The 17629-nt window shown below is 63.5% G+C and carries 17 protein-coding genes and 1 riboswitch; of the genes, 6 read left to right on the top strand and 11 right to left on the bottom strand.

Annotated features, from left to right (window positions below; translation table 11 throughout):
- Positions 1-107 precede the first annotated feature (107 nt).
- The 3 genes from AOT96_RS15850 to AOT96_RS15840 are packed head-to-tail and all read left to right on the top strand — an operon-like array spanning position 108 to position 3916.
- Positions 108-1295, top strand: coding sequence for a phosphotransferase family protein (locus AOT96_RS15850; RefSeq protein WP_007734522.1), 1188 nt, complete (start codon positions 108-110; stop codon positions 1293-1295).
- A 1-nt stretch (position 1296) separates the two neighbouring features.
- A complete protein-coding gene (locus tag AOT96_RS15845; protein WP_042452600.1) occupies positions 1297-2466 on the top strand; it encodes a hypothetical protein in 1170 nt (389 codons plus the stop codon).
- 4 nt (positions 2467-2470) lie between these two features.
- On the top strand, positions 2471-3916 hold the full coding sequence (locus AOT96_RS15840; RefSeq protein ID WP_003945530.1) for an aldehyde dehydrogenase: 1446 nt from the start codon (positions 2471-2473) through the stop codon (positions 3914-3916).
- Between the two features lie 330 nt (positions 3917-4246).
- Here AOT96_RS15840 and AOT96_RS15835 read toward each other — a convergent pair whose 3' ends face one another.
- The 5 genes from AOT96_RS15835 to AOT96_RS15815 form a co-directional block, all read right to left on the bottom strand.
- Positions 4247-4948 carry a (2Fe-2S) ferredoxin domain-containing protein gene (locus AOT96_RS15835; protein WP_065351991.1) on the bottom strand — a complete coding sequence of 234 codons (702 nt, stop codon included), beginning with the start codon at positions 4946-4948 and terminating at the stop codon, positions 4247-4249.
- On the bottom strand, positions 4945-6006 hold the full coding sequence (locus AOT96_RS15830; RefSeq protein WP_065351990.1) for an ABC transporter substrate-binding protein: 1062 nt from the start codon (positions 6004-6006) through the stop codon (positions 4945-4947). The genes AOT96_RS15835 and AOT96_RS15830 overlap by 4 nt, the downstream gene beginning before the upstream one ends.
- Positions 6003-6821 carry an ABC transporter ATP-binding protein gene (locus AOT96_RS15825; RefSeq protein ID WP_042452609.1) on the bottom strand — a complete coding sequence of 273 codons (819 nt, stop codon included), beginning with the start codon at positions 6819-6821 and terminating at the stop codon, positions 6003-6005. Before AOT96_RS15825 ends, AOT96_RS15830 begins: the two co-directional genes overlap by 4 nt.
- Positions 6818-7825: a FecCD family ABC transporter permease gene (locus AOT96_RS15820; protein WP_007734507.1), complete on the bottom strand. Its 1008-nt coding sequence runs from the start codon at positions 7823-7825 to the stop codon at positions 6818-6820. Before AOT96_RS15820 ends, AOT96_RS15825 begins: the two co-directional genes overlap by 4 nt.
- 117 nt (positions 7826-7942) lie before the next feature.
- Positions 7943-8078: riboswitch (cobalamin riboswitch) on the bottom strand.
- 16 nt (positions 8079-8094) lie between these two features.
- Positions 8095-8703 (bottom strand): TetR/AcrR family transcriptional regulator, encoded by a 609-nt coding sequence (locus AOT96_RS15815; protein WP_083197639.1) that lies wholly within the window; start codon positions 8701-8703, stop codon positions 8095-8097.
- Positions 8704-8755: 52 nt separating this feature from the next.
- On the opposite strand from AOT96_RS15815, the gene AOT96_RS15810 reads away from it, so the two are divergent.
- The 3 genes from AOT96_RS15810 to AOT96_RS15800 are packed head-to-tail and all read left to right on the top strand — an operon-like array spanning position 8756 to position 10983.
- Positions 8756-9694: an alpha/beta hydrolase gene (locus AOT96_RS15810; RefSeq protein WP_007734503.1), complete on the top strand. Its 939-nt coding sequence runs from the start codon at positions 8756-8758 to the stop codon at positions 9692-9694.
- 10 nt (positions 9695-9704) lie between these two features.
- A complete protein-coding gene (locus tag AOT96_RS15805; protein ID WP_042452614.1) occupies positions 9705-10652 on the top strand; it encodes a cation diffusion facilitator family transporter in 948 nt (315 codons plus the stop codon).
- A gap of 28 nt (positions 10653-10680) precedes the next feature.
- Entirely contained in the window at positions 10681-10983 is a 303-nt protein-coding gene (locus AOT96_RS15800; RefSeq protein ID WP_065351988.1) for a hypothetical protein, read from the top strand.
- A gap of 58 nt (positions 10984-11041) precedes the next feature.
- Here AOT96_RS15800 and epsC read toward each other — a convergent pair whose 3' ends face one another.
- The 6 genes from epsC to AOT96_RS15770 form a co-directional block, all read right to left on the bottom strand.
- Positions 11042-11620 (bottom strand): serine O-acetyltransferase EpsC, encoded by a 579-nt coding sequence (gene epsC / locus AOT96_RS15795; RefSeq protein ID WP_003945907.1) that lies wholly within the window; start codon positions 11618-11620, stop codon positions 11042-11044.
- Between the two features lie 5 nt (positions 11621-11625).
- A complete protein-coding gene (cysK, locus tag AOT96_RS15790) occupies positions 11626-12561 on the bottom strand; it encodes a cysteine synthase A (protein WP_003945916.1) in 936 nt (311 codons plus the stop codon).
- Between the two features lie 181 nt (positions 12562-12742).
- Positions 12743-14572 (bottom strand): phosphoenolpyruvate carboxykinase (GTP), encoded by a 1830-nt coding sequence (locus AOT96_RS15785; RefSeq protein ID WP_029254577.1) that lies wholly within the window; start codon positions 14570-14572, stop codon positions 12743-12745.
- Between the two features lie 277 nt (positions 14573-14849).
- Positions 14850-15188 carry a DUF6802 family protein gene (locus AOT96_RS15780; protein WP_003945875.1) on the bottom strand — a complete coding sequence of 113 codons (339 nt, stop codon included), beginning with the start codon at positions 15186-15188 and terminating at the stop codon, positions 14850-14852.
- A 134-nt stretch (positions 15189-15322) separates the two neighbouring features.
- On the bottom strand, positions 15323-16474 hold the full coding sequence (locus AOT96_RS15775; protein WP_231917213.1) for a hypothetical protein: 1152 nt from the start codon (positions 16472-16474) through the stop codon (positions 15323-15325).
- Between the two features lie 181 nt (positions 16475-16655).
- On the bottom strand, positions 16656-17588 hold the full coding sequence (locus AOT96_RS15770) for a GTPase domain-containing protein (RefSeq protein WP_231917212.1): 933 nt from the start codon (positions 17586-17588) through the stop codon (positions 16656-16658).
- Between the last annotated feature and the right edge of the window lie 41 nt (positions 17589-17629).

The following is a 17629-nucleotide window of genomic DNA, read 5'->3' as shown; positions in this document are numbered from 1 at the left end:
TCCCACTAAACGGGTGCCACCTGTTCCCAATTTCTGTAACGTGTTTTAGTGTTCTGACTCACACCGTTACGGGCATTGCACGTGACGCCTACGGGAAGGAGGTGACCGTGAGCCCAGACGCTTCCTCATCTGACGTTGCCTCGACTGCTTCTTCGACCGATGAAACCGAGCATCACGCCCAGGTCGCCCGACCAAGCGATTCCCTCCGCGACACCGAAGACCTCCGTGAGCGCCTGGAACGGTGGATGGCCGGCAAGGTGCCGAGCGGATCCACTGTGACCGTCGCCGACGTCACCTTGCCCGCAGCCAACGGCATGTCCAGCGAAACCATCCTCTTCGACGCCACCTGGGACGGCGAACATCATCCCTTGGTCGCTCGGGTGGCGCCGACGGAATCGACCATGCCGGTCTTTCCTGCCTACGACCTCGAATCCCAGTTCCGCACCATGGCTCAGGTGCGCGAGCACTCGGCAGTGCCCGTACCCGCGGTGTACTGGTCAGAATCCGACCCGGACGCGTTGGGTGCGCCGTTCTTCGTGATGGAACGCATCTCCGGCGACGTGCCACCGGACGTCATGCCGTACAACTTCGGATCGTGGGTCACCGAAGCGTCACCCGAGCAGCGAAAGACCCTGCAGCGCAGCTCGGTCGACGTCCTGGCTCAGTTGCATGCCATCGACAAACCTGGTGAGCGTTTCGACTTCCTCCGACTCCCGAATTCGGGAACGACTGCACGAGAAGCATTCACGGCGCACATCGCCGAGCAGCGCGCGTACTACGAGTGGGTGGTCTCCGACGGGATCAGATCACCGCTCATCGAACGTGCCCTCGACTGGATCGAGGAGAACAATCCCGCGGACGATTCGCCGGCAGTGCTCTGTTGGGGCGACTCGCGCATCGGCAACGTCATGTACCAGGACTTCGCGCCGGTAGCCGTACTGGACTGGGAAATGGCAACTCTCGGCCCGCGGGAGATGGATCTGGGCTGGATGGCATTCCTGCACAGGTTCTTCGAGGACATCGCCGGACTGGCGAACCTACCCGGTCTTCCCGACTTCCTTCGACTGCCGGATCTCGCGCAGACCTACGCCGAGATCACCGGCCACACCCCACACGATCTGGAGTTCTACGTTACCTATGCCGCACTGCGTCAGGCGGTCATCATGTGGCGAATCCAGGCTCGCGCCATAGCTTTCGGCCAGTCACAGCGACCCGAAGACCCCGACGACATGATCATGCACCGCGCTTCGCTCGCCGCGATGCTCGACGGTACCTACTGGGAGAGGTTGGCCTGACATGCTCTCACCGATGGACGACTATCCCGTTCACCAGATCGCCGAACCGATCCGTCACGTAGCCACCTCGGATCGAAACTTCTACGACCGCTACTACTTCAACTGCTACCCCACCGAATCCCCCGACGTGTTCCTCATCGTCGGACTCGGCCAGTACCCCAACCTCGGCGTCATGGACGCCTTCGCGGTACTGCGCCGCGGTGACGACCACATCGTTGCTCGTATGTCGAAGGCTCTGGGCGCCGACCGCACCGACACCACCGTCGGGCCTTTGCGCATCGAAGTGCTCGAAGGGCTGCAGAAGCTCCGCGTCGTCCTCGAACCGGGCAGCGAATACGATCTCTCCTTCGACATCACCTTCGATGCCACCATCCCCGCGGCGCTCGAGCCCAAGCACTTTCGCCGTCAACTCGAACGAGTCACGTTCGACACCTCACGCTTCCTGCAGACCGGCACGTGGACCGGATCGCTCACCGTCGACGGGGAGGACTTCGCGATCGACCCGAAGACGTGGCGAGGTAACCGCGACCGCTCGTGGGGTGTGCGTCCGGTCGGTGAAGCCGAACCGCAAGGCAGACGCGCCGTCGACGGAATCCAGAACTTCTTCTGGATCTACGCGGTCATGCAGTTCGACGAGTTCACGATCTCGGTGATCATGCAGGAAGACGAGCAAGGCAGGCGCATCGTCGAAGAAGCCATGCGAGTGTGGCCGGACGAAGCCAGGGACAACGAATGGCTCGGCCGACCCGAACACGAACTGACGTTCTGCCCCGACACCCGCGACGTCACCGGAGCGACCATCACCTTCCACCGGCCAGGCGGTGAAGTCCTCACCGTCGCCTGCGAACTGCTGCTGGCCAACTACATCGGAATCGGCACCGGCTACGGGCTCGAACAGGACTGGCGTCACGGAATGTGGCAGGGCGAACTCGTCGTACAAGGGCTCCGCCACAAGGTCCACGAGATCGAACCGTTCCAACGCATGTTCTCCCCCGTCGACAACCTCGCGTCCTTCACGCTCACCGAAGGCACGAACACCAACACCGGCACCGGTCTTTTCGAGGTAGCCGCCATCGGACCGCACGAGAAATACGGATTCACCAGTTTCACCGACACCGCACAGGCAGACGACGCGTATGCCCTCGCGGCGACCGACAACACCGAGGAATGAATTGATGACTGACTACGACAAGCTCTACATCGGTGGAGCATGGGTGGCCCCGGCCACCGACCAGGTACTCGAAGTGTTCTCTCCCGCAACGGAGGAGCGCGTCGGCAGCTGTCCCATCGCAGCACCGGCAGACATCGACGCGGCCGTGTCCGCAGCCCGCGCGGCGTTCGAGGGACCGTGGTCACGCACCACCCCCGCCGAGCGCGGCGCGATCCTCGCCAAGGCCGCCAAGCTGATCGAAGAGCGCAGCGCGGAGATCAACCAGCTCATCTCCAACGAGATGGGCCAGCCGCCCGCCATGGTCGGCATGATGCAGCAGACCCCGTCGATGGCGACGCTGGGCTACTACGCCGAGCTGGCCGACAAGTTCGCGTGGGAAGAGAAGCGCACCGGCGCATTCGGGCAGACCAAGGTGACCCGTGAGCCCGTCGGCGTCGTCGCCGCCGTGCTGGCCTGGAACGTCCCGCTGTTCCTGGCGATCAACAAGCTGGCCCCCGCACTGCTCGCCGGCTGCACCGTACTGCTCAAGCCCGCACCCGAATCCCCTCTCTCTGTCCACGTGATCGCCGAGATCTTCACCGAGGCAGGCGTTCCCGAAGGCGTCATCTCCGTGCTCCCCGGCGGAGCCGAGACCGGCGAATATCTGGTCTCTCATGCGGGCATCGACAAGATCACGTTCACCGGATCCAGTGCCGTCGGCCGCAAGATCGGTGCCATCGCCGCACAGAACCTCAAGCGCTGCTCCCTCGAACTGGGTGGCAAGTCCGCCGCGATCATCCTCGAGGACGCCGACATCGCCGCCGGAATGCCGATGCTCGTCATGTCCGGCCTGATGAACACCGGTCAGGCCTGTGTCGCTCAGACCCGAATCCTCGCTCCCCGTTCGCGTTACGACGAGGTCATCGAGGGAATGAAGACCGCCGCAGGCTTCATGACCGTCGGCGATCCGTCCGATCCCGCAGCACAACTCGGCCCGCTGATCTCCGAGAAGCAGCGCGAGCGCGTCGAGGGTTACATCGCCAAGGGTAAGGAAGAAGGCGCGCGCGTCGTACTCGGTGGTGGACGCCCCGCCGGCCTGGACAAGGGCTGGTACGTCGAGCCGACGATCTTCGCCGACGTGGACAACTCGATGACCATCGCACGCGAGGAGATCTTCGGACCCGTTCTCTCGGTGATCCCGTACGACTCCGAGGACGAGGCCATCAAGATCGCCAACGATTCGGATTACGGCCTCGCCGGATCGGTGTGGACCACCGACATCGATCACGGACTCGAAGTTGCCGCGCAGATCCGCACGGGTACCTACGCGATCAACTGGTACGCCTTCGATCCCGGATCACCGTTCGGTGGTTACAAGAACTCCGGTATCGGGCGCGAGAACGGACCTGAGGGCCTCGAAGCCTTCTGCGAGACCAAGTCCGTACTCATGCCGCCCGGCTACGTGGGCTGACCCACCCGGGAGTTGGCACCCTTTGCTGACAGTTGGCACCCGTTCCGACCTGCCGGAACGGGTGCCAGCCCCATGAAATGGGTGCCAACTCCCAGCGAATCCACAGATCCACCCGGTACCGTCGAAAACGAATCAGTCATCTCACAAAGGACATTCATATGCTCACCAACGCCATCAACGCTTTCCTCGCACTCTGGGGCAGCGCCTCCGTCGGCAGCAGTGGATACCAGATCCCGCCGGGAACCCTTCCCTTCGGTTCCTGAGACAGGACAACAGAACCCGCTGAGCGCACTTCGCGCTCAGCGGGTTCTCTGTTTCGCCGACCTGTATCTACCGGTCCAGAACGTGATCCTCCAATTGATTCTCCTGACCTGCGACCAATGCTTCAGCGTCACCGGCGTCCACGTGCCCGAACCAGGTACCGCCGGGGTTCGCGATCACCAACGGCCCCAGGTTGCACGGGCTCAGACAACCGGTTCCGGTCACCTTCGACGAGGTACCTTTGGCCGCCGCGCTCATCGCCCGGTGCAACGGTCCTGCTCCGTACGCCATACAGCGAGGGCCCTTGCACACCAACAGATGCCTATCGTGCTGCTCGATCACGGACCACGCCGGACTGCGATACGACGCCGGACTCGCGGTGATCGGCTTTCCCGCCGAGTCGAGTTCGTCGATCACCTGCCCGGCCACCGCACCTTCGAGCGTTTCCGTTTCATGGAGCGTCACTTCCAGTTCGGCGTCGATTCGGGTTTCGCGCCAGTTCGCAACCGCCTTGCTTGTCCACGTGAGCAGGTACCGATCCCTCGGCACCGCAACTGGAATCAACACGACCTTGTCGACGTCATCGACATGGGCTCGATCGAGTTCCTCGTGAAGGCTCGGCGAAGCGACATCGAGGTACGCAACGCGAACGTCGGCGTCGGTGCCCGCCTGAACAGCGTCGAACATCCGTCGCGCGGCCGACTCGTCGAGGCCGCTGACGGTCGGCCGCAGTACGACAATCACCCGACGCGAGCACCGGTTGTTGCTCATGCCGACGGCGCGGTTGTCCAGTCGATCCCGCTCGACGGAGCGAGTCCGAACTCTTCGATCTTCGCGCGCAACTCTTCCGCGCCGTAGATATTGGGGAATCCACTGGTGAACATGGCGAGCGGGAGTATGACGAAGCGGTTCTGCTTGACGGCGTCGAGATCGCGTAGGCCTTCTCGGCTCTTGATCGCGTCGATCTTGCCCTGTACTTCGTCAGCGCTCTTCTTGTAGTCCATGATCACGATGACGTCGGGTTCTGACTTCGCGACGGTCTCCCAGCTCGCTTTGAACCAGGTGTTGTCGACGTCGGCGAACACGTTGGTTCCCCCGGCGACGTCGATGATTCCGTTGGGGGCTCCGTTGCCTCCGCTGGTGTACAGATCTTCTTCACCGCTGTCGTAGATCAAAACCTTCGGCTTGTCGGCGGCATCTGGCGCGGACTCCAGACGTGCCAAACGTGAATCCAATTCGGTCAATGCCTCGGCGGCGGTGTCCTCGGTTCCGAACAGCTTTCCGTAATTGGTCACGTCCGCACGAAGGGCATCCCACGGACCCATCGTGCCGAGCGCGGAATCCGCTGCGGCACTCTGCCGACAACTATCGGAGATCACATATGCATCGATGTTGTTGCTCTGCAGCGATTCCGGCGTCACACCGGAGGCGCCCTTGAACAAGCCACTGTAGGAGCCGACCACCAGGTCCGCCTGCTTACCCAGAATCGTCTCCATCGTGATCGTTCCGTCCAGGTGTGGGACGTCCGCAATTCCAGGGCCGAACATCGACTCCATGACCGCGTCGTTGTTCGTGTTCAACACGACGGCAGCGAGACGATCCAGACCGCCGACTCGGAGAATGGTGCCGATATTGGCCGCATTGCTTGTGGCAACAACCTTTTCGATCGGAAGTTGGAAAGTGCTTTCCGTTCCGCAGTTCTCCAGCGTGACCGAAGTCTTGTCCGCGGCTTCGTCGACGGGCGCGGTTGCCGAGCATCCGGACACGGCCAACAACGCTGTCGCGGCTACAACCGCACCGAACGACGCGCGGGTCTTGACGTGTATCAAAGTGCACTCTCCGAAAATGTGTGTTGTGGTTGAGAATTTCGTGATTCGAATACGAGGTGTGAACGGCCTGTCGCGGGGTTCACGAGTTCGAAAGTCTCGACGCCGAAAACAGTTGCCACCACCGAGGTGGTGAGTACGTCGGATGGATGTCCGAACGCCCTGGCCACTCCATCCGCGAGCACGAGCACCCGATCGCACACTGCCGCAGCCAAATCGAGGTCGTGCAGTGCCATGATCACCGTCCGGTCCAACGACCGGACCAGATCGAGCAGTTCGAGTTGATGCCGGATGTCGAGATGATTGGTCGGCTCGTCGAGGATGAGCACACCGGCGTCCTGCGCGAGACCTCGGGCGAGAAACACCCGCCGACGCTCACCGCCGGAAAGCGTGTCCATCGAAGAGAACCGGTGCTCGATCATTCCGACCTCGCCCAGAGCACGATCGACGACGGCATTCTCGTGCTTTCCACCGACGCTCCAGGGCTTTGCATGTGGCGTGCGGCCCAGACTCACGTACTCGTGAACCAACAAATCGGCGGGACTCTGCTCTTCCTGCGCCACAAAGGAAATGGCTTTGGCCCTCGACCGCGCGGACATCGCGTGCACGGACTCGCCGCCGACACGAATGTCACCGCCGGCGATCGGCCCGAGACCGGCGAGAGCACGCAAGAACGTCGACTTGCCCGAGCCGTTCGGACCAACCACGCCGACCACTGCGCCGGCGTCGGCCGCGATGTCGACGCCTTTGACGATGGTTCGACGGTCGATGCGGACAACGACTCCGGACGCGGTCAGCGCCAGGGCTCGGGCGCTCACGAACTGCCACCGAATCGGTAGCGCCGACGGCCGAGAAGCAGGAGAAACAGCGGTGCACCGATCACCCCGGTCACCACGCTCAGCGGGATCTCGGTCGGCCGCAACGAGGTCCGCGCCACGACGTCGACCCACACGAGGAACGACGCGCCGATCAGCGCTGCCGCCGGCAACACCACTCGATGTCTGGCTCCGACAAGCATGCGTGTGACGTGCGGTATGACCAAGCCTACGAAGGCAATCGCGCCGGACACCGCAACCATCGTGCCGACCAACGCTGCCAGCACGCCGAACAGCACGTTTCGCAGGGTCCGGATGGGAATACCGAGCGAAGCCGCGACGTCCGGTCCGGCCGCCAGCGCGTCCAGCCAACCGTGCAGGGCGAACACCGCTGCCGTCAGCAGGAACACAACGATGACCGGCGCCCACAACTTGTCCCAGGATGCCCCGGCCAAACTTCCCAGGAGCCAGAACAATACGGACTGCGCGGCCTGGGAATCATTGGTACGCAGCACCAGAAAACTCGCGATCGCCGACAGGGCGGATGCGGTAACGGTGCCGGTCAGAACCAATCGCAGTGGAGTGATACCGCCTTGCAGCGTCGCGATGGTGAAGACGAGAATCGCAGCTCCCAACGCCCCGATCATCGCGCCGAAACTGAGCGCCCACACTCCCGCGCCGGCGAACAGTCCGGTGGTGATGACGGCGGTGGCACCGACACTCGCGCCGGACGACACTCCCAGCAGGTGGGGATCGGCAAGAGCGTTACGGACGAGGGTTTGCACCACCGCGCCGGCGACGGCAAGACCAGCGCCGACGGCCAGACCGAGCAGTACCCGAGGTGCTCTGATCCCCCACACGATCGCAAGTTCGGAACGCGTGACGGGTGGGCCTCCAAAGCGCGAGTGCACCACGTCCACCACAGTGGACACGGGGAGCATCTCGGATCCGAATGCCAACGCGCACACAGCAGAGAGCACGGCGACGACCAGCAGAGCGGGCAGCACGATACCCGGACTGAGCCGTCCTCGCGGCGCACCAGCCTTCGGCGAAAGCAGGTGGGTAGGTGGAGACAGAGCTCCGCCAACAGCATTCATGGTGTGACCGATCCATCCTCGTGGCATGACACAACGTCAACGAGGGTGGTATCTGGCTACGGTCGACGCAGGGACGACCTCACAGTGGCGGGACCGCGCCGGAATTGCACCGACTTCCCATTACCTCGATGATGACGTCAGAACCATAACGGACCGCGGTCACCATTCTCGACACCGGATCAAGGTTGCGACCCGATCATCGATCTCGCGTGCCGTACGACGGCTTCCGTTCGCACTCGAAGTTCTTCGGGTGAATCCGATTCCAGCACAACCCGATGCACCTGACTGTCCACGGCAGTCACGGTCAGCCGCGACGTCAACAACGCATCCTCCGCACTGAAACCGTGGCTCTGGAGGCACTCCGAAAAGCCTAGTACCAGTTGACGATTCAATTCTTCGACCTGCTCGATGAGCTCACGCGTACGCGGAACCTGATCGTAGAGCAGGTGAAAGAACTCTCGCGGCTTACTGTTCACTTCGACCGCGCACTCCACCAACATCCGGACGGCCTCGTCCGGGGAGAGCTCACGCTCGACGATGTCGGCAAGGCAGAGCGCAAAACTCTCCCGCGCAGCACTCACGTGACGGTTCGCCAACTCCGAGAGGATCTCGTACTTGTCGCCGAAATACTGGTAGAGCGAGCCCACCGACACCCCTGCTTCGTCAGCGATCCGGTTGGTGGTCGCTGCCATGGCTTCCGAAGCGAAAACGCGAGTAGCTGCCTCCAGGATCGCGTCGTAGGTAGCCCTCGAGCGCTGCTGGGAGGGCCTTTTCCGCCGAGTCGACACGGTCCTCCGATGCGAGTTGTCAGCCGCGACGCCGATACCGAGAATTGTGTAGGTGACCAGCGCCGATTACTCGAAGTTTATGCCCGACCGGTACACCGACCACATGCCGGCGCCGACCCCGACGTGGTGGGAGTGGAACGGCAACACCGTCCACGTCGCACGGGCCGTGGTTCCAGACGCGCCGGTTCGTGTTCTCGGCATCCACGGCGCCGGCGGCTACTCGGGCGCGTTGTGGCCGTTCGCCGGGATCGGCGTGAAACTCGGAGCCGAAGTCCTCTTCCCTGACCTTCCGCTGTACGGCGACACCGTCGTAGCCGATCCCGCCGGCGTCCGGTACGAGCAGTGGGTCGATCTCCTCTGCGATCTCGTCCGGGCCGAGAAGGCAGCCGACGATCGGCCGCTGGTGTTGTTGGGAGCCAGCATCGGCGGTCTGCTGGCCTACGAGGTAGCCGCGCGGACCGGTCTGGCCGACGCCGTCGTCGCTACCTGCCTGCTCGATCCCTCGGATCCATCGGCCAGAGCTGCCGCGGCGCGGTTCGGCCCGATGGGTGTCTACGGCGCTCCCCTGATGCGGCGCACCGAACGACTGGTGGGCCGTATCCGCGTGCCCATCCGTTGGGTCGCCGACGTGGCGAACATGAGCAGCAATCGGGAGCTCGCAACGCTGTGCGCAACCGATCCGCGCGGTGGCGGTGTTCGGGTGCCACTCGGATTCCTCAGCAGCTACTTCTCGTTCGAGCACACCGCACCCGAAGCATTTCGGACGACGCCCGTTCTGCTCACCCACCCGGCCGACGACCGATGGACGCCACCCGAACTGAGCCTGCAGTTCCTCCGCCGCATCAACGCACCCACCGAATTCGTGATGCTGGACGGGTGCGGGCACTTTCCCGTCGAAGAGCCGGGCCTGACGCAGTTCCACGACGCCGTCGCCACACTGCTGCACTCCGTCGCCGAGCGTCACCGCACGAAACCGTCGTCACCCGCCTAGCCTGAGAATCGTGAGCACCGAAACGGAAGCATCGGCCGACGAGAGCACCACGACAGTCGTACTGGCGTTTGCGGCGAACGCGCTGATCGCCGGTGCCAAGACGGCGGCCGCCATCGTCACCGGATCTGCATCGATGGTCGCAGAGGCCACCCACTCCTGGGCCGATACCGGCAACGAAGTGCTGCTGCTGATCGCGAACCGCCGCTCGAAAAGGGTTCCCGACCGAGACCAGCCACTCGGCTACGGCCGGGAGGCCTACATCTGGTCGATGTTCGCCGCCCTCGGACTGTTTGCACTCGGCGCGGGTGTCTCGATCACCCATGGCATCCAGGAACTGTTCCATTCCGAACCGGCGTCCGACTTCGGTGTCGCCTACGCCGTCCTCGGCGTCTCGTTCATCCTCGAAGGCATCTCGTTCCGGCAGGCGTACAAACAACTCCGAAACGAAGCGTCCGCCGTGAACCGCGACGTCATGACCCAGGCACTCAACACATCCGACCCGACGACTCGGGCCGTGTTCGCCGAAGATGCTGCGGCACTTATCGGTTTGGTCATCGCGTTCGTCGGTGTTCTGTTGCACCAGGTCACCGGTTCACCCATCCCCGACGCCCTCGGCTCCATCTTCGTCGGCATTCTCCTCGGGGTCATCGCAATCATTCTGATAGATCGGAACCGCCGCTTCCTGGTCGGCGAAGAGGCCTCACCGACGCTGCGGGCAGCAGCCGTCGAAGCTCTCACCCAACTGCCCGAGATCAACCGAATCACGTTCCTGCGTATGGAATACCTCGGGCCGCGACAGGTCTACCTGGTGGCCAGCGTCGACCTGGTCGGTGACTACGCGGAATCCCGTGTGGCCCACACGTTGCGCGAACTCGAGCGCTCACTCGAGCAGAGCCCACGTGTCGTGCGGGCGATCCTGACCCTCTCGACCCCCGAAGAACCGTCGATCACAGTCTGAACTTCCGGCCGGGCGATAGGCTCGGGCGATGCGCACACTGATCGTGATTCTGGCGGTTCTGGGATTTGTAGTCGGGGGAATTCCCCTGGTGGGCAGTCTGATCGACGTGATGACCAGCCCTGACGAGACCATCGTCTATCAGGGTTCCTACGTACCGTTCCGGGACGTGCAGATGGCTCGGGACTACGAGTCGACAATAGCCACCGCCTACGAACCCTTAGACGGACCGCGCTGGCTCGTCCTGGCCTGCTATCCCCTGATCGGAGCAGCACTGGGCGCTCTGACTGCCGTCGTACTGGGACGTCGCGGGTGGCACCTGACGCGAGCCTGAACAGACGCCGATGGCCACCCGCCGTCTACACGAGGGTGGCCATCGAAGAAGGAGTGCTTCAGATGTACATCGCCGGATCGATGTAGCTGTTCGGGTCCACCAGTTTTTCCTTGGTGGTCCGTGGCCGCGCCACCGCCGGGATACCCGTCGCGATGGACTCGGCCGGAACATCTCTGGTGACAACGGCATTGGCGCCGATAGCGCTACCTTCACCGATGACGACAGGTCCGAGGATCTTGGCACCAGCGCCGACGGTGACCCGATCACCCAGCGTCGGGTGACGTTTGACCTGTTCGAGCGAGCGACCACCGAGAGTGACGCCGTGATAGAGCATCACGTCGTTACCGACCTCGGCCGTCTCCCCGATCACGACGCCCATGCCGTGGTCGATGAAGAACCGTCGACCGATGGTGGCACCGGGATGAATCTCGATGCCGGTGACGAAGCGTGTCAGCTGCGAGAGCACTCGCGCCGGGCCGCGTAGCGCAGGGACGGCCCACATGCGATGTGCAACCCGATGCGCCCAAATAGCATGCAGCCCTGAATAAACGAGCGCGTTCTCCACATTGCTGCGCGCGGCAGGATCCTGACCGCGCGCAGCCTGCAGGTCCTCGCGAATTGTCCCGAGGATACTCACAAGTCTCAGTCCCGGATGTGTTCGAACAGCGGGGTGGAGATGTAACGCTCGCCGAAGTCACACACGACAGCCACGATCAGCTTGCCGGCGTTTTCCGGACGCTTCGCCAACTCGAGTGCTGCCCAGACGATGGCGCCGGACGAGATGCCGCCCAGGATGCCTTCTTTGGTGCCGAGTGCGCGAGCGACCTCGATGGAATCGGGGAACGAGACGTCGATGATCTCGTCGTAGATCTCGCGATCGAGGACGTCGGGCACGAAGTTCGCGCCGATTCCCTGGATCTTGTGGGGGCCGGGCTGGCCACCGTTGAGGATCGGCGAGTCGATGGGCTCGACGCCCACGATCTTGACCTCGGGCTTGTACTTGCGAAGGGTGCGTCCGACGCCGGTGATAGTGCCGCCGGTGCCGATGCCGGACACGAAGATGTCGACGGCGCCGTCGGTGTCGGCCCAGACCTCTTCGCCCGTCGTTGCCTCGTGGATGGCCGGGTTGGCCGGGTTCGCGAACTGGCTGGCCGAGACAGCGTTCTCGGTCTGCTCGACGATTTCCTTGGCCTTGGCGACCGCACCGGCCATGCCCTCGGATCCCGGGGTCAGCACGATCTCGGCGCCGTAAGCACGCAGCATCACGCGACGCTCGGTGGACATGGTCTCGGGCATGGTCAGGATGACCTTGTAGCCGCGAGCAGCACCGACCATGGCGAGTGCGATACCCGTGTTACCGCTGGTTCCCTCGACGATCGTGCCACCGGGCTTGAGTGCACCGGACTTCTCGGCGGCGTCGATAATCGCCACGCCGATCCGGTCCTTGACGCTGTTGGCCGGGTTGTAGAACTCGAGCTTGACGGCGACCTGTGCGTCCAGGCCCTCGGTCAGACGGTTGAGCCGCACGATCGGGGTGCGCCCGACCAATTCGGTCACGTTGTTGTAGATCCCGCTCATATCTGGTCCTCCTGAGGATCGAGTGTGTCGACCCGCTCGCTGATCACTGCTTTACGGCTGAACTGCATAACGGCTGAACTGCTTAACGGCTACAGGCAAGGGCATACAGACGACCGATGCCGCATCGGTTCATCAAATTGAACCAATGCGGCATCAGGCCACTACATACGGGGGCGGTTTATCAGGCCAACCGCTGCTTCAGAGCTTCGAACTCGTCACGAATGCCGGTCGGCAGCTTCTCGCCGACGAAGTCGAACCACTCTTCGATGAGCGGGATCTCGGCCTTCCACTCGTCGATGTTGACCGCGAGGGCCTCGGTGATGTCTGCGTCCGACACGTCCAGGCCTTCGATGTCGAGTGCCGATCCGGTGGGAACGACGCCGATCGGGGTGTCGATGCCGGCAGCCTTGTGCTCGATGCGCTCGACGATCCACTTCAGGACGCGAGAGTTCTCGCCGAAGCCTGGCCACAGGAAGCGTCCGTCGTCGCCGCGGCGGAACCAGTTGACGTAGAAGACCTTGGGGAGCTTGGACGCGTCCGCGGACTTGCCGAGGTCGATCCAGTGCTGGAAGTAGTCACCGACGTTGTAGCCGAGGAACGGCAGCATTGCCATCGGATCGCGGCGAACCGTACCGACCTGGCCTTCGGCTGCTGCGGTCTGCTCGGAGCCGACCGTTGCACCCATGAAGACGCCGTGCTGCCAGTCGCGAGCCTCGGTGACCAGCGGAACCGTCGTCTTGCGGCGTCCGCCGAACAGGATTGCCGAGATCGGCACGCCCTTCGGGTCGTCCCACTCGGGAGCCATGATCGGGCACTGCGACATCGGGGTGCAGTAACGCGAGTTGGGATGAGCCGCATGGGTGCCCGACTCGGGCGTCCACTCGTTGCCCTTCCAGTCGATCAGGTGCTGCGGGTCGCCTTCGAGGCCCTCCCACCAGACGTCACCGTCGTCAGTCAGAGCGACGTTGGTGAAGACCGTGTTGCCCTGGTCGATGGTGCGCATGGCGTTGGGGTTCGAGGACCAGTTGGTGCCGGGAGCCACGCCGAAGAAACCGAATTCCGGGTTGACGGCGTACAGCTGTCCGTCCTCACCGAAACGCATCCAGGCGATATCGTCACCGAGGGTCTCGGCGCGCCACCCGGGGATGGTCGGCTGGATCATCGCGAGGTTGGTCTTGCCACAAGCGGAGGGGAATGCCGCCGCGATGTAGTAGGCCTTGTCCTCGGGCGAGATTAGCTTGAGGATGAGCATGTGCTCGGCCAGCCAGCCCTCGTCGTGCGCCATTGCCGAGGCGATACGCAGCGAGTAGCACTTCTTGCCCAGGAGAGCGTTTCCGCCGTAGCCGGAACCGAAGCTCCAGATCTCACGATCCTCGGGGAAGTGAGTGATGTACTTGGTGTCGTTGCACGGCCACGCGACATCTTCCTGGCCATCGGCCAGCGGAGCGCCCAGCGAGTGCAGCGCCTTGACGAAGAATCCGTCGGTGCCGAGCTTGTCGAGAACCTTGCTGCCCATGCGGGTCATGACGCGCATGGAGACGACGACGTACTCGGAATCGGTGAGCTCGACGCCCAGCTTCGGGTCCTCGGCGTCGAGGGGGCCCATGCAGAACGGCACGACGTACATGGTGCGTCCACGCATGCAACCGCGGTACAGGTCACCCATGAGGGTGCGCATCTCCGCCGGGTCCATCCAGTTGTTGGTGGGACCTGCGTCGATTTCTTCCTTCGAGCAGATGTACGTACGCGATTCGACTCGCGCGACATCGGACGGATCGGAGTTGCCGAGGAAAGAGTTCGGCTTCTTCTCGTCGTTGAGGCGGGTGAAGGTTCCTGCCTCGACCAACTTCGTTGTCAGTCGGTCCCATTCTTCGTCCGAGCCGTCTGCGAAGACGACGCGATCAGGCTGGGTGAGTTCGGCAACCTCTTGCACCCATGCAAGCAGTTCCTTGTGCTGCGTGGGGGGCGTGCCGTCAGTTCCATTGAGACCGGGAATGGTCGCTGAGGTCATCAAACTCTCCTGGGGTGAGCCGGAACCGGGTTCTCGTGACACCGGATGCGAACTGCAGCGCCCCGATACCAGTCGATCCCGGTGTCCCCCTCTCGACGGGGTCCAGCCGCGTCATCCACTCACGTGGATTTCACGGACGCCGGGTGTCCTATGTATTGAGGTTAACGCTGGCTGTTCACCTGCAGGTAATCGGGTGCGGTCAGAAATGTCACAGAAACGATTCAGTTGGTGTGTTCAGGTGCCTACCCGGCGCTCAGAGCACATAAACGGAAGCTTTTCAGAGCGCTCCGGCATCGATTTTCTGCCACACGAGGGCGCCTTCGTCGTCTCGACTGCATTCCCAGGCCGAGTAGTCGCCGTCCGACTCGATCATCGTGAGGCGATCGGCGCTACCGTCGCGATCGAAATCGGACACGATCACGACGGCGCCGTCGGAGTGGACGACACGGCTGTCGACCGTTCCGTCACCGTCCAAGTCGAAGGCGTCGAAGTTCAGGTCGCCGGCATCGACCGGTCCCGACGCGGACCCGAAGGTCTCGGGCTCGATACGCCCAGGATCGAGCGCTTCGGCTTCGTGCCCGTCGATGTGTCCGGCCGTGATCAGAAATGCGTCCATTACTCCCCCTACTGGATGGTGACCTACCGCTTCGGCAACCCCTACCGAAACCGTCCGCTCAGTATTACCAGACCCCGACGATCAGCCGTGGCCGAAATTGCGGCACTGTGGAGAACTCTGCACTCGCGGAATGATCAGTAGGCGGCGTCCAAAACGGCGAGGTCGCGCTCGCACGACGCGAGCTGACCCGATCTGGCCGCGGCGAGCTCACGAAGTTCACCGTCGATCTCCACGATTCGGGCCTGCGCCGACGCCACCTGCTCGCGGCTCTCCGCCATGATCGCCGCTCCCAGATCCGCCTCGGCCTCGAGCAGAACACTCTGGACTCGCTGCTCCCACTGTGCGCGAACCGTCGACATCGATTCGACGATCCACGACCTGGAGTAGGCACGATCCGCCGTCAGCCCGCGAGTTCGCGCCAACCACCACGCCGCGGCGCCACCCAGAATCAACGTCACGGGGATACTTGCGAACTCCAAGGCCGGAATCATTTCCAGCGGAGTCACTGCGATACGGCCGAGGCCGAGACCCGCGGACGCGCCGACAAGAATTGTCACCCGGTCCTCGTTTCCGCGCTGACGGCCCGGCAGGCCCTCCGGAATCTGCGGGGAAGGCATGTATCCGTTCGTCCCCGCAGATTCCACCGCTGCCGCCATCGCGGCGTCGAACACCCGGGTGTGATGGTCGACCTCGTGCTGCAGTCGCGTCGGCACGCTGCCCAATTCGGCTCGCGAGGCCGTGTCGACCCAGGCACGTGCCCCGGCGACCGTCGCCCGGGTTGCCTCGGCGATTTGTTGTGACAGATCCCCGCGCGCTCGTTGCAGTCGGCTTCGCACCTGCACCAGGCGTTCGCCTCGTCGGCCTTCACGGTCTGCGAGCAGCTGCGATCGCTCGGCCCGCAATTCGGCACCAGGAACACTGTCACGTAGATTCCGGATCTCCATCTCGATCATCCGGCGCGTCTGTGCGATGACTCCGGAATCCGAACCACCTGCTTCCCTCTCCCGTGCCGCCCGGCTCACGACCGCAACGAGTGACTGCTCCTGACCAGGCGCAATCGGGACCACCGGAGCCTGAGCAAAAGCGGTGCAGTGCGAAGCGAGAATCTCGGCATCACGCCGGCGCACCGCCTGCCAGTCTCGATAGACGTCGACGCGGGTCAGCGCCACCACCACCGAGGTTCCGCTCGCCGCAGCGTCGCCGAGGAGAAGGAGATCCTCGCGTCCGATCACACTGGCGGCGTCGACGACCAGAAGTACGACGTCGGCGTCCACCTCGCGTGTCACTGTCGAACAATCTTCCGAAGCATCGAACATCTGCGCGACGTCTTCCCCTCCACACCTTGGTGGGCCGACAACGTAAATTCTAGTGCCACTGGATGTTTCGGCGGCGACCCGGCGACCCGGATCGGATGCCGGATTCCATCGCTGCACCACGCGCAGCACCGAATCCGGAAGTACCGAAACGCTATTCATCGGTCACCGCCGGGGCAGAGCGATCGCCTCCGAGCTGCGCCCACCGACGCACATACCCGCGTCGAATCAGTGAGACCCGTTGTTGCGGACACTGTTCCGACTCGTTCACGAGCTCGCTCCACCACCGGCTGCACGTGCCCGCGTCGTCAGCGGTACGAGGATCGGGAGGCTCGCCTTGACGCAGGGCTCGAATTTCGGGGCTCATCATCGCCGCCGCGGCGCCGAACAACACCGCGGAGTCCGAACTCAGATACAACTCGATCTCGTCCCTGCCCGCAATGCTGCGCGAGGCAGATCGCCTCAGCGCCGGGCCGATCTGCTCGACCCGGCCCCACCACTGCGCTTCCAGGACAGGTCCGAGAGCCGCGAACAACTCTTCGACGCCGCGCCCGGTCAGTGTCTCCACCGGAATCGTGGGCACGCCGACGTTCTCCGAGATTTCCGCCGCCCGTCCCAGCGCCTCGTCCCAGCGCGGACCGAACAAGTCAGCCTTGTTCGCAGCGACGACCACACGATCGGAAACTCGAGCAATGGCTCGGCCGTCGACGTCGCGGACCGCGTCGACCACCACGTAGACAACGCAACGACGACCCAGATCGGGGTTCGACGTTCCAGGGACATCGAATGCCCTCGACTCGGTCACCACAATCGGTGCGCCGACAACTCTGTGCGAGAACCGGTCGTCGCGCCTCAGGATTCGCGCCAACGACGACCGCCCCACCCCGGCCCGTCCGGCGACCACCAGCTCGAGCGGCGAAGTCAGCGATCCGAGCACGGAGTGAACCGCCTCGGCGGCTCCCGAATCGATCGGCGTCAGCCGATATGCCAGAGCGCGCAACTGATCGATCGGCTCCGAGCAGGCGTCGTCGATCGATTCTGCGGGCAACATTCGTGACCACTCACGGCATGCAAATCCTGTGTTCATCCCCACCCCACGTCCCCATCGTGTCGGTGAGATTCTGTCAG

Origin of the sequence: Rhodococcus sp. 008, assembly GCF_001682295.1 — a bacterium.
Taxonomy (GTDB): Bacteria; Actinomycetota; Actinomycetes; order Mycobacteriales; family Mycobacteriaceae; genus Rhodococcus_F; species Rhodococcus_F qingshengii.
This window is presented reverse-complemented; position numbering and strand designations above follow the sequence as displayed.

Bases quoted from the DNA above. Each gene is read 5' to 3' on its own strand.
- AOT96_RS15770 (WP_231917212.1), bottom strand. From the start codon at position 17,588: ATGAACACAGGATTTGCATGCCGTGAGTGGTCACGAATGTTGCCCGCA.
- AOT96_RS15835 (WP_065351991.1), bottom strand. From the start codon at position 4,948: ATGAGCAACAACCGGTGCTCGCGTCGGGTGATTGTCGTACTGCGGCCG.
- AOT96_RS15785 (WP_029254577.1), bottom strand. From the start codon at position 14,572: ATGACCTCAGCGACCATTCCCGGTCTCAATGGAACTGACGGCACGCCC.
- AOT96_RS15840 (WP_003945530.1), top strand. From the start codon at position 2,471: ATGACTGACTACGACAAGCTCTACATCGGTGGAGCATGGGTGGCCCCG.
- AOT96_RS15845 (WP_042452600.1), top strand. From the start codon at position 1,297: ATGCTCTCACCGATGGACGACTATCCCGTTCACCAGATCGCCGAACCG.
- AOT96_RS15800 (WP_065351988.1), top strand. From the start codon at position 10,681: ATGCGCACACTGATCGTGATTCTGGCGGTTCTGGGATTTGTAGTCGGG.
- AOT96_RS15780 (WP_003945875.1), bottom strand. From the start codon at position 15,188: ATGGACGCATTTCTGATCACGGCCGGACACATCGACGGGCACGAAGCC.
- cysK (WP_003945916.1), bottom strand. From the start codon at position 12,561: ATGAGCGGGATCTACAACAACGTGACCGAATTGGTCGGGCGCACCCCG.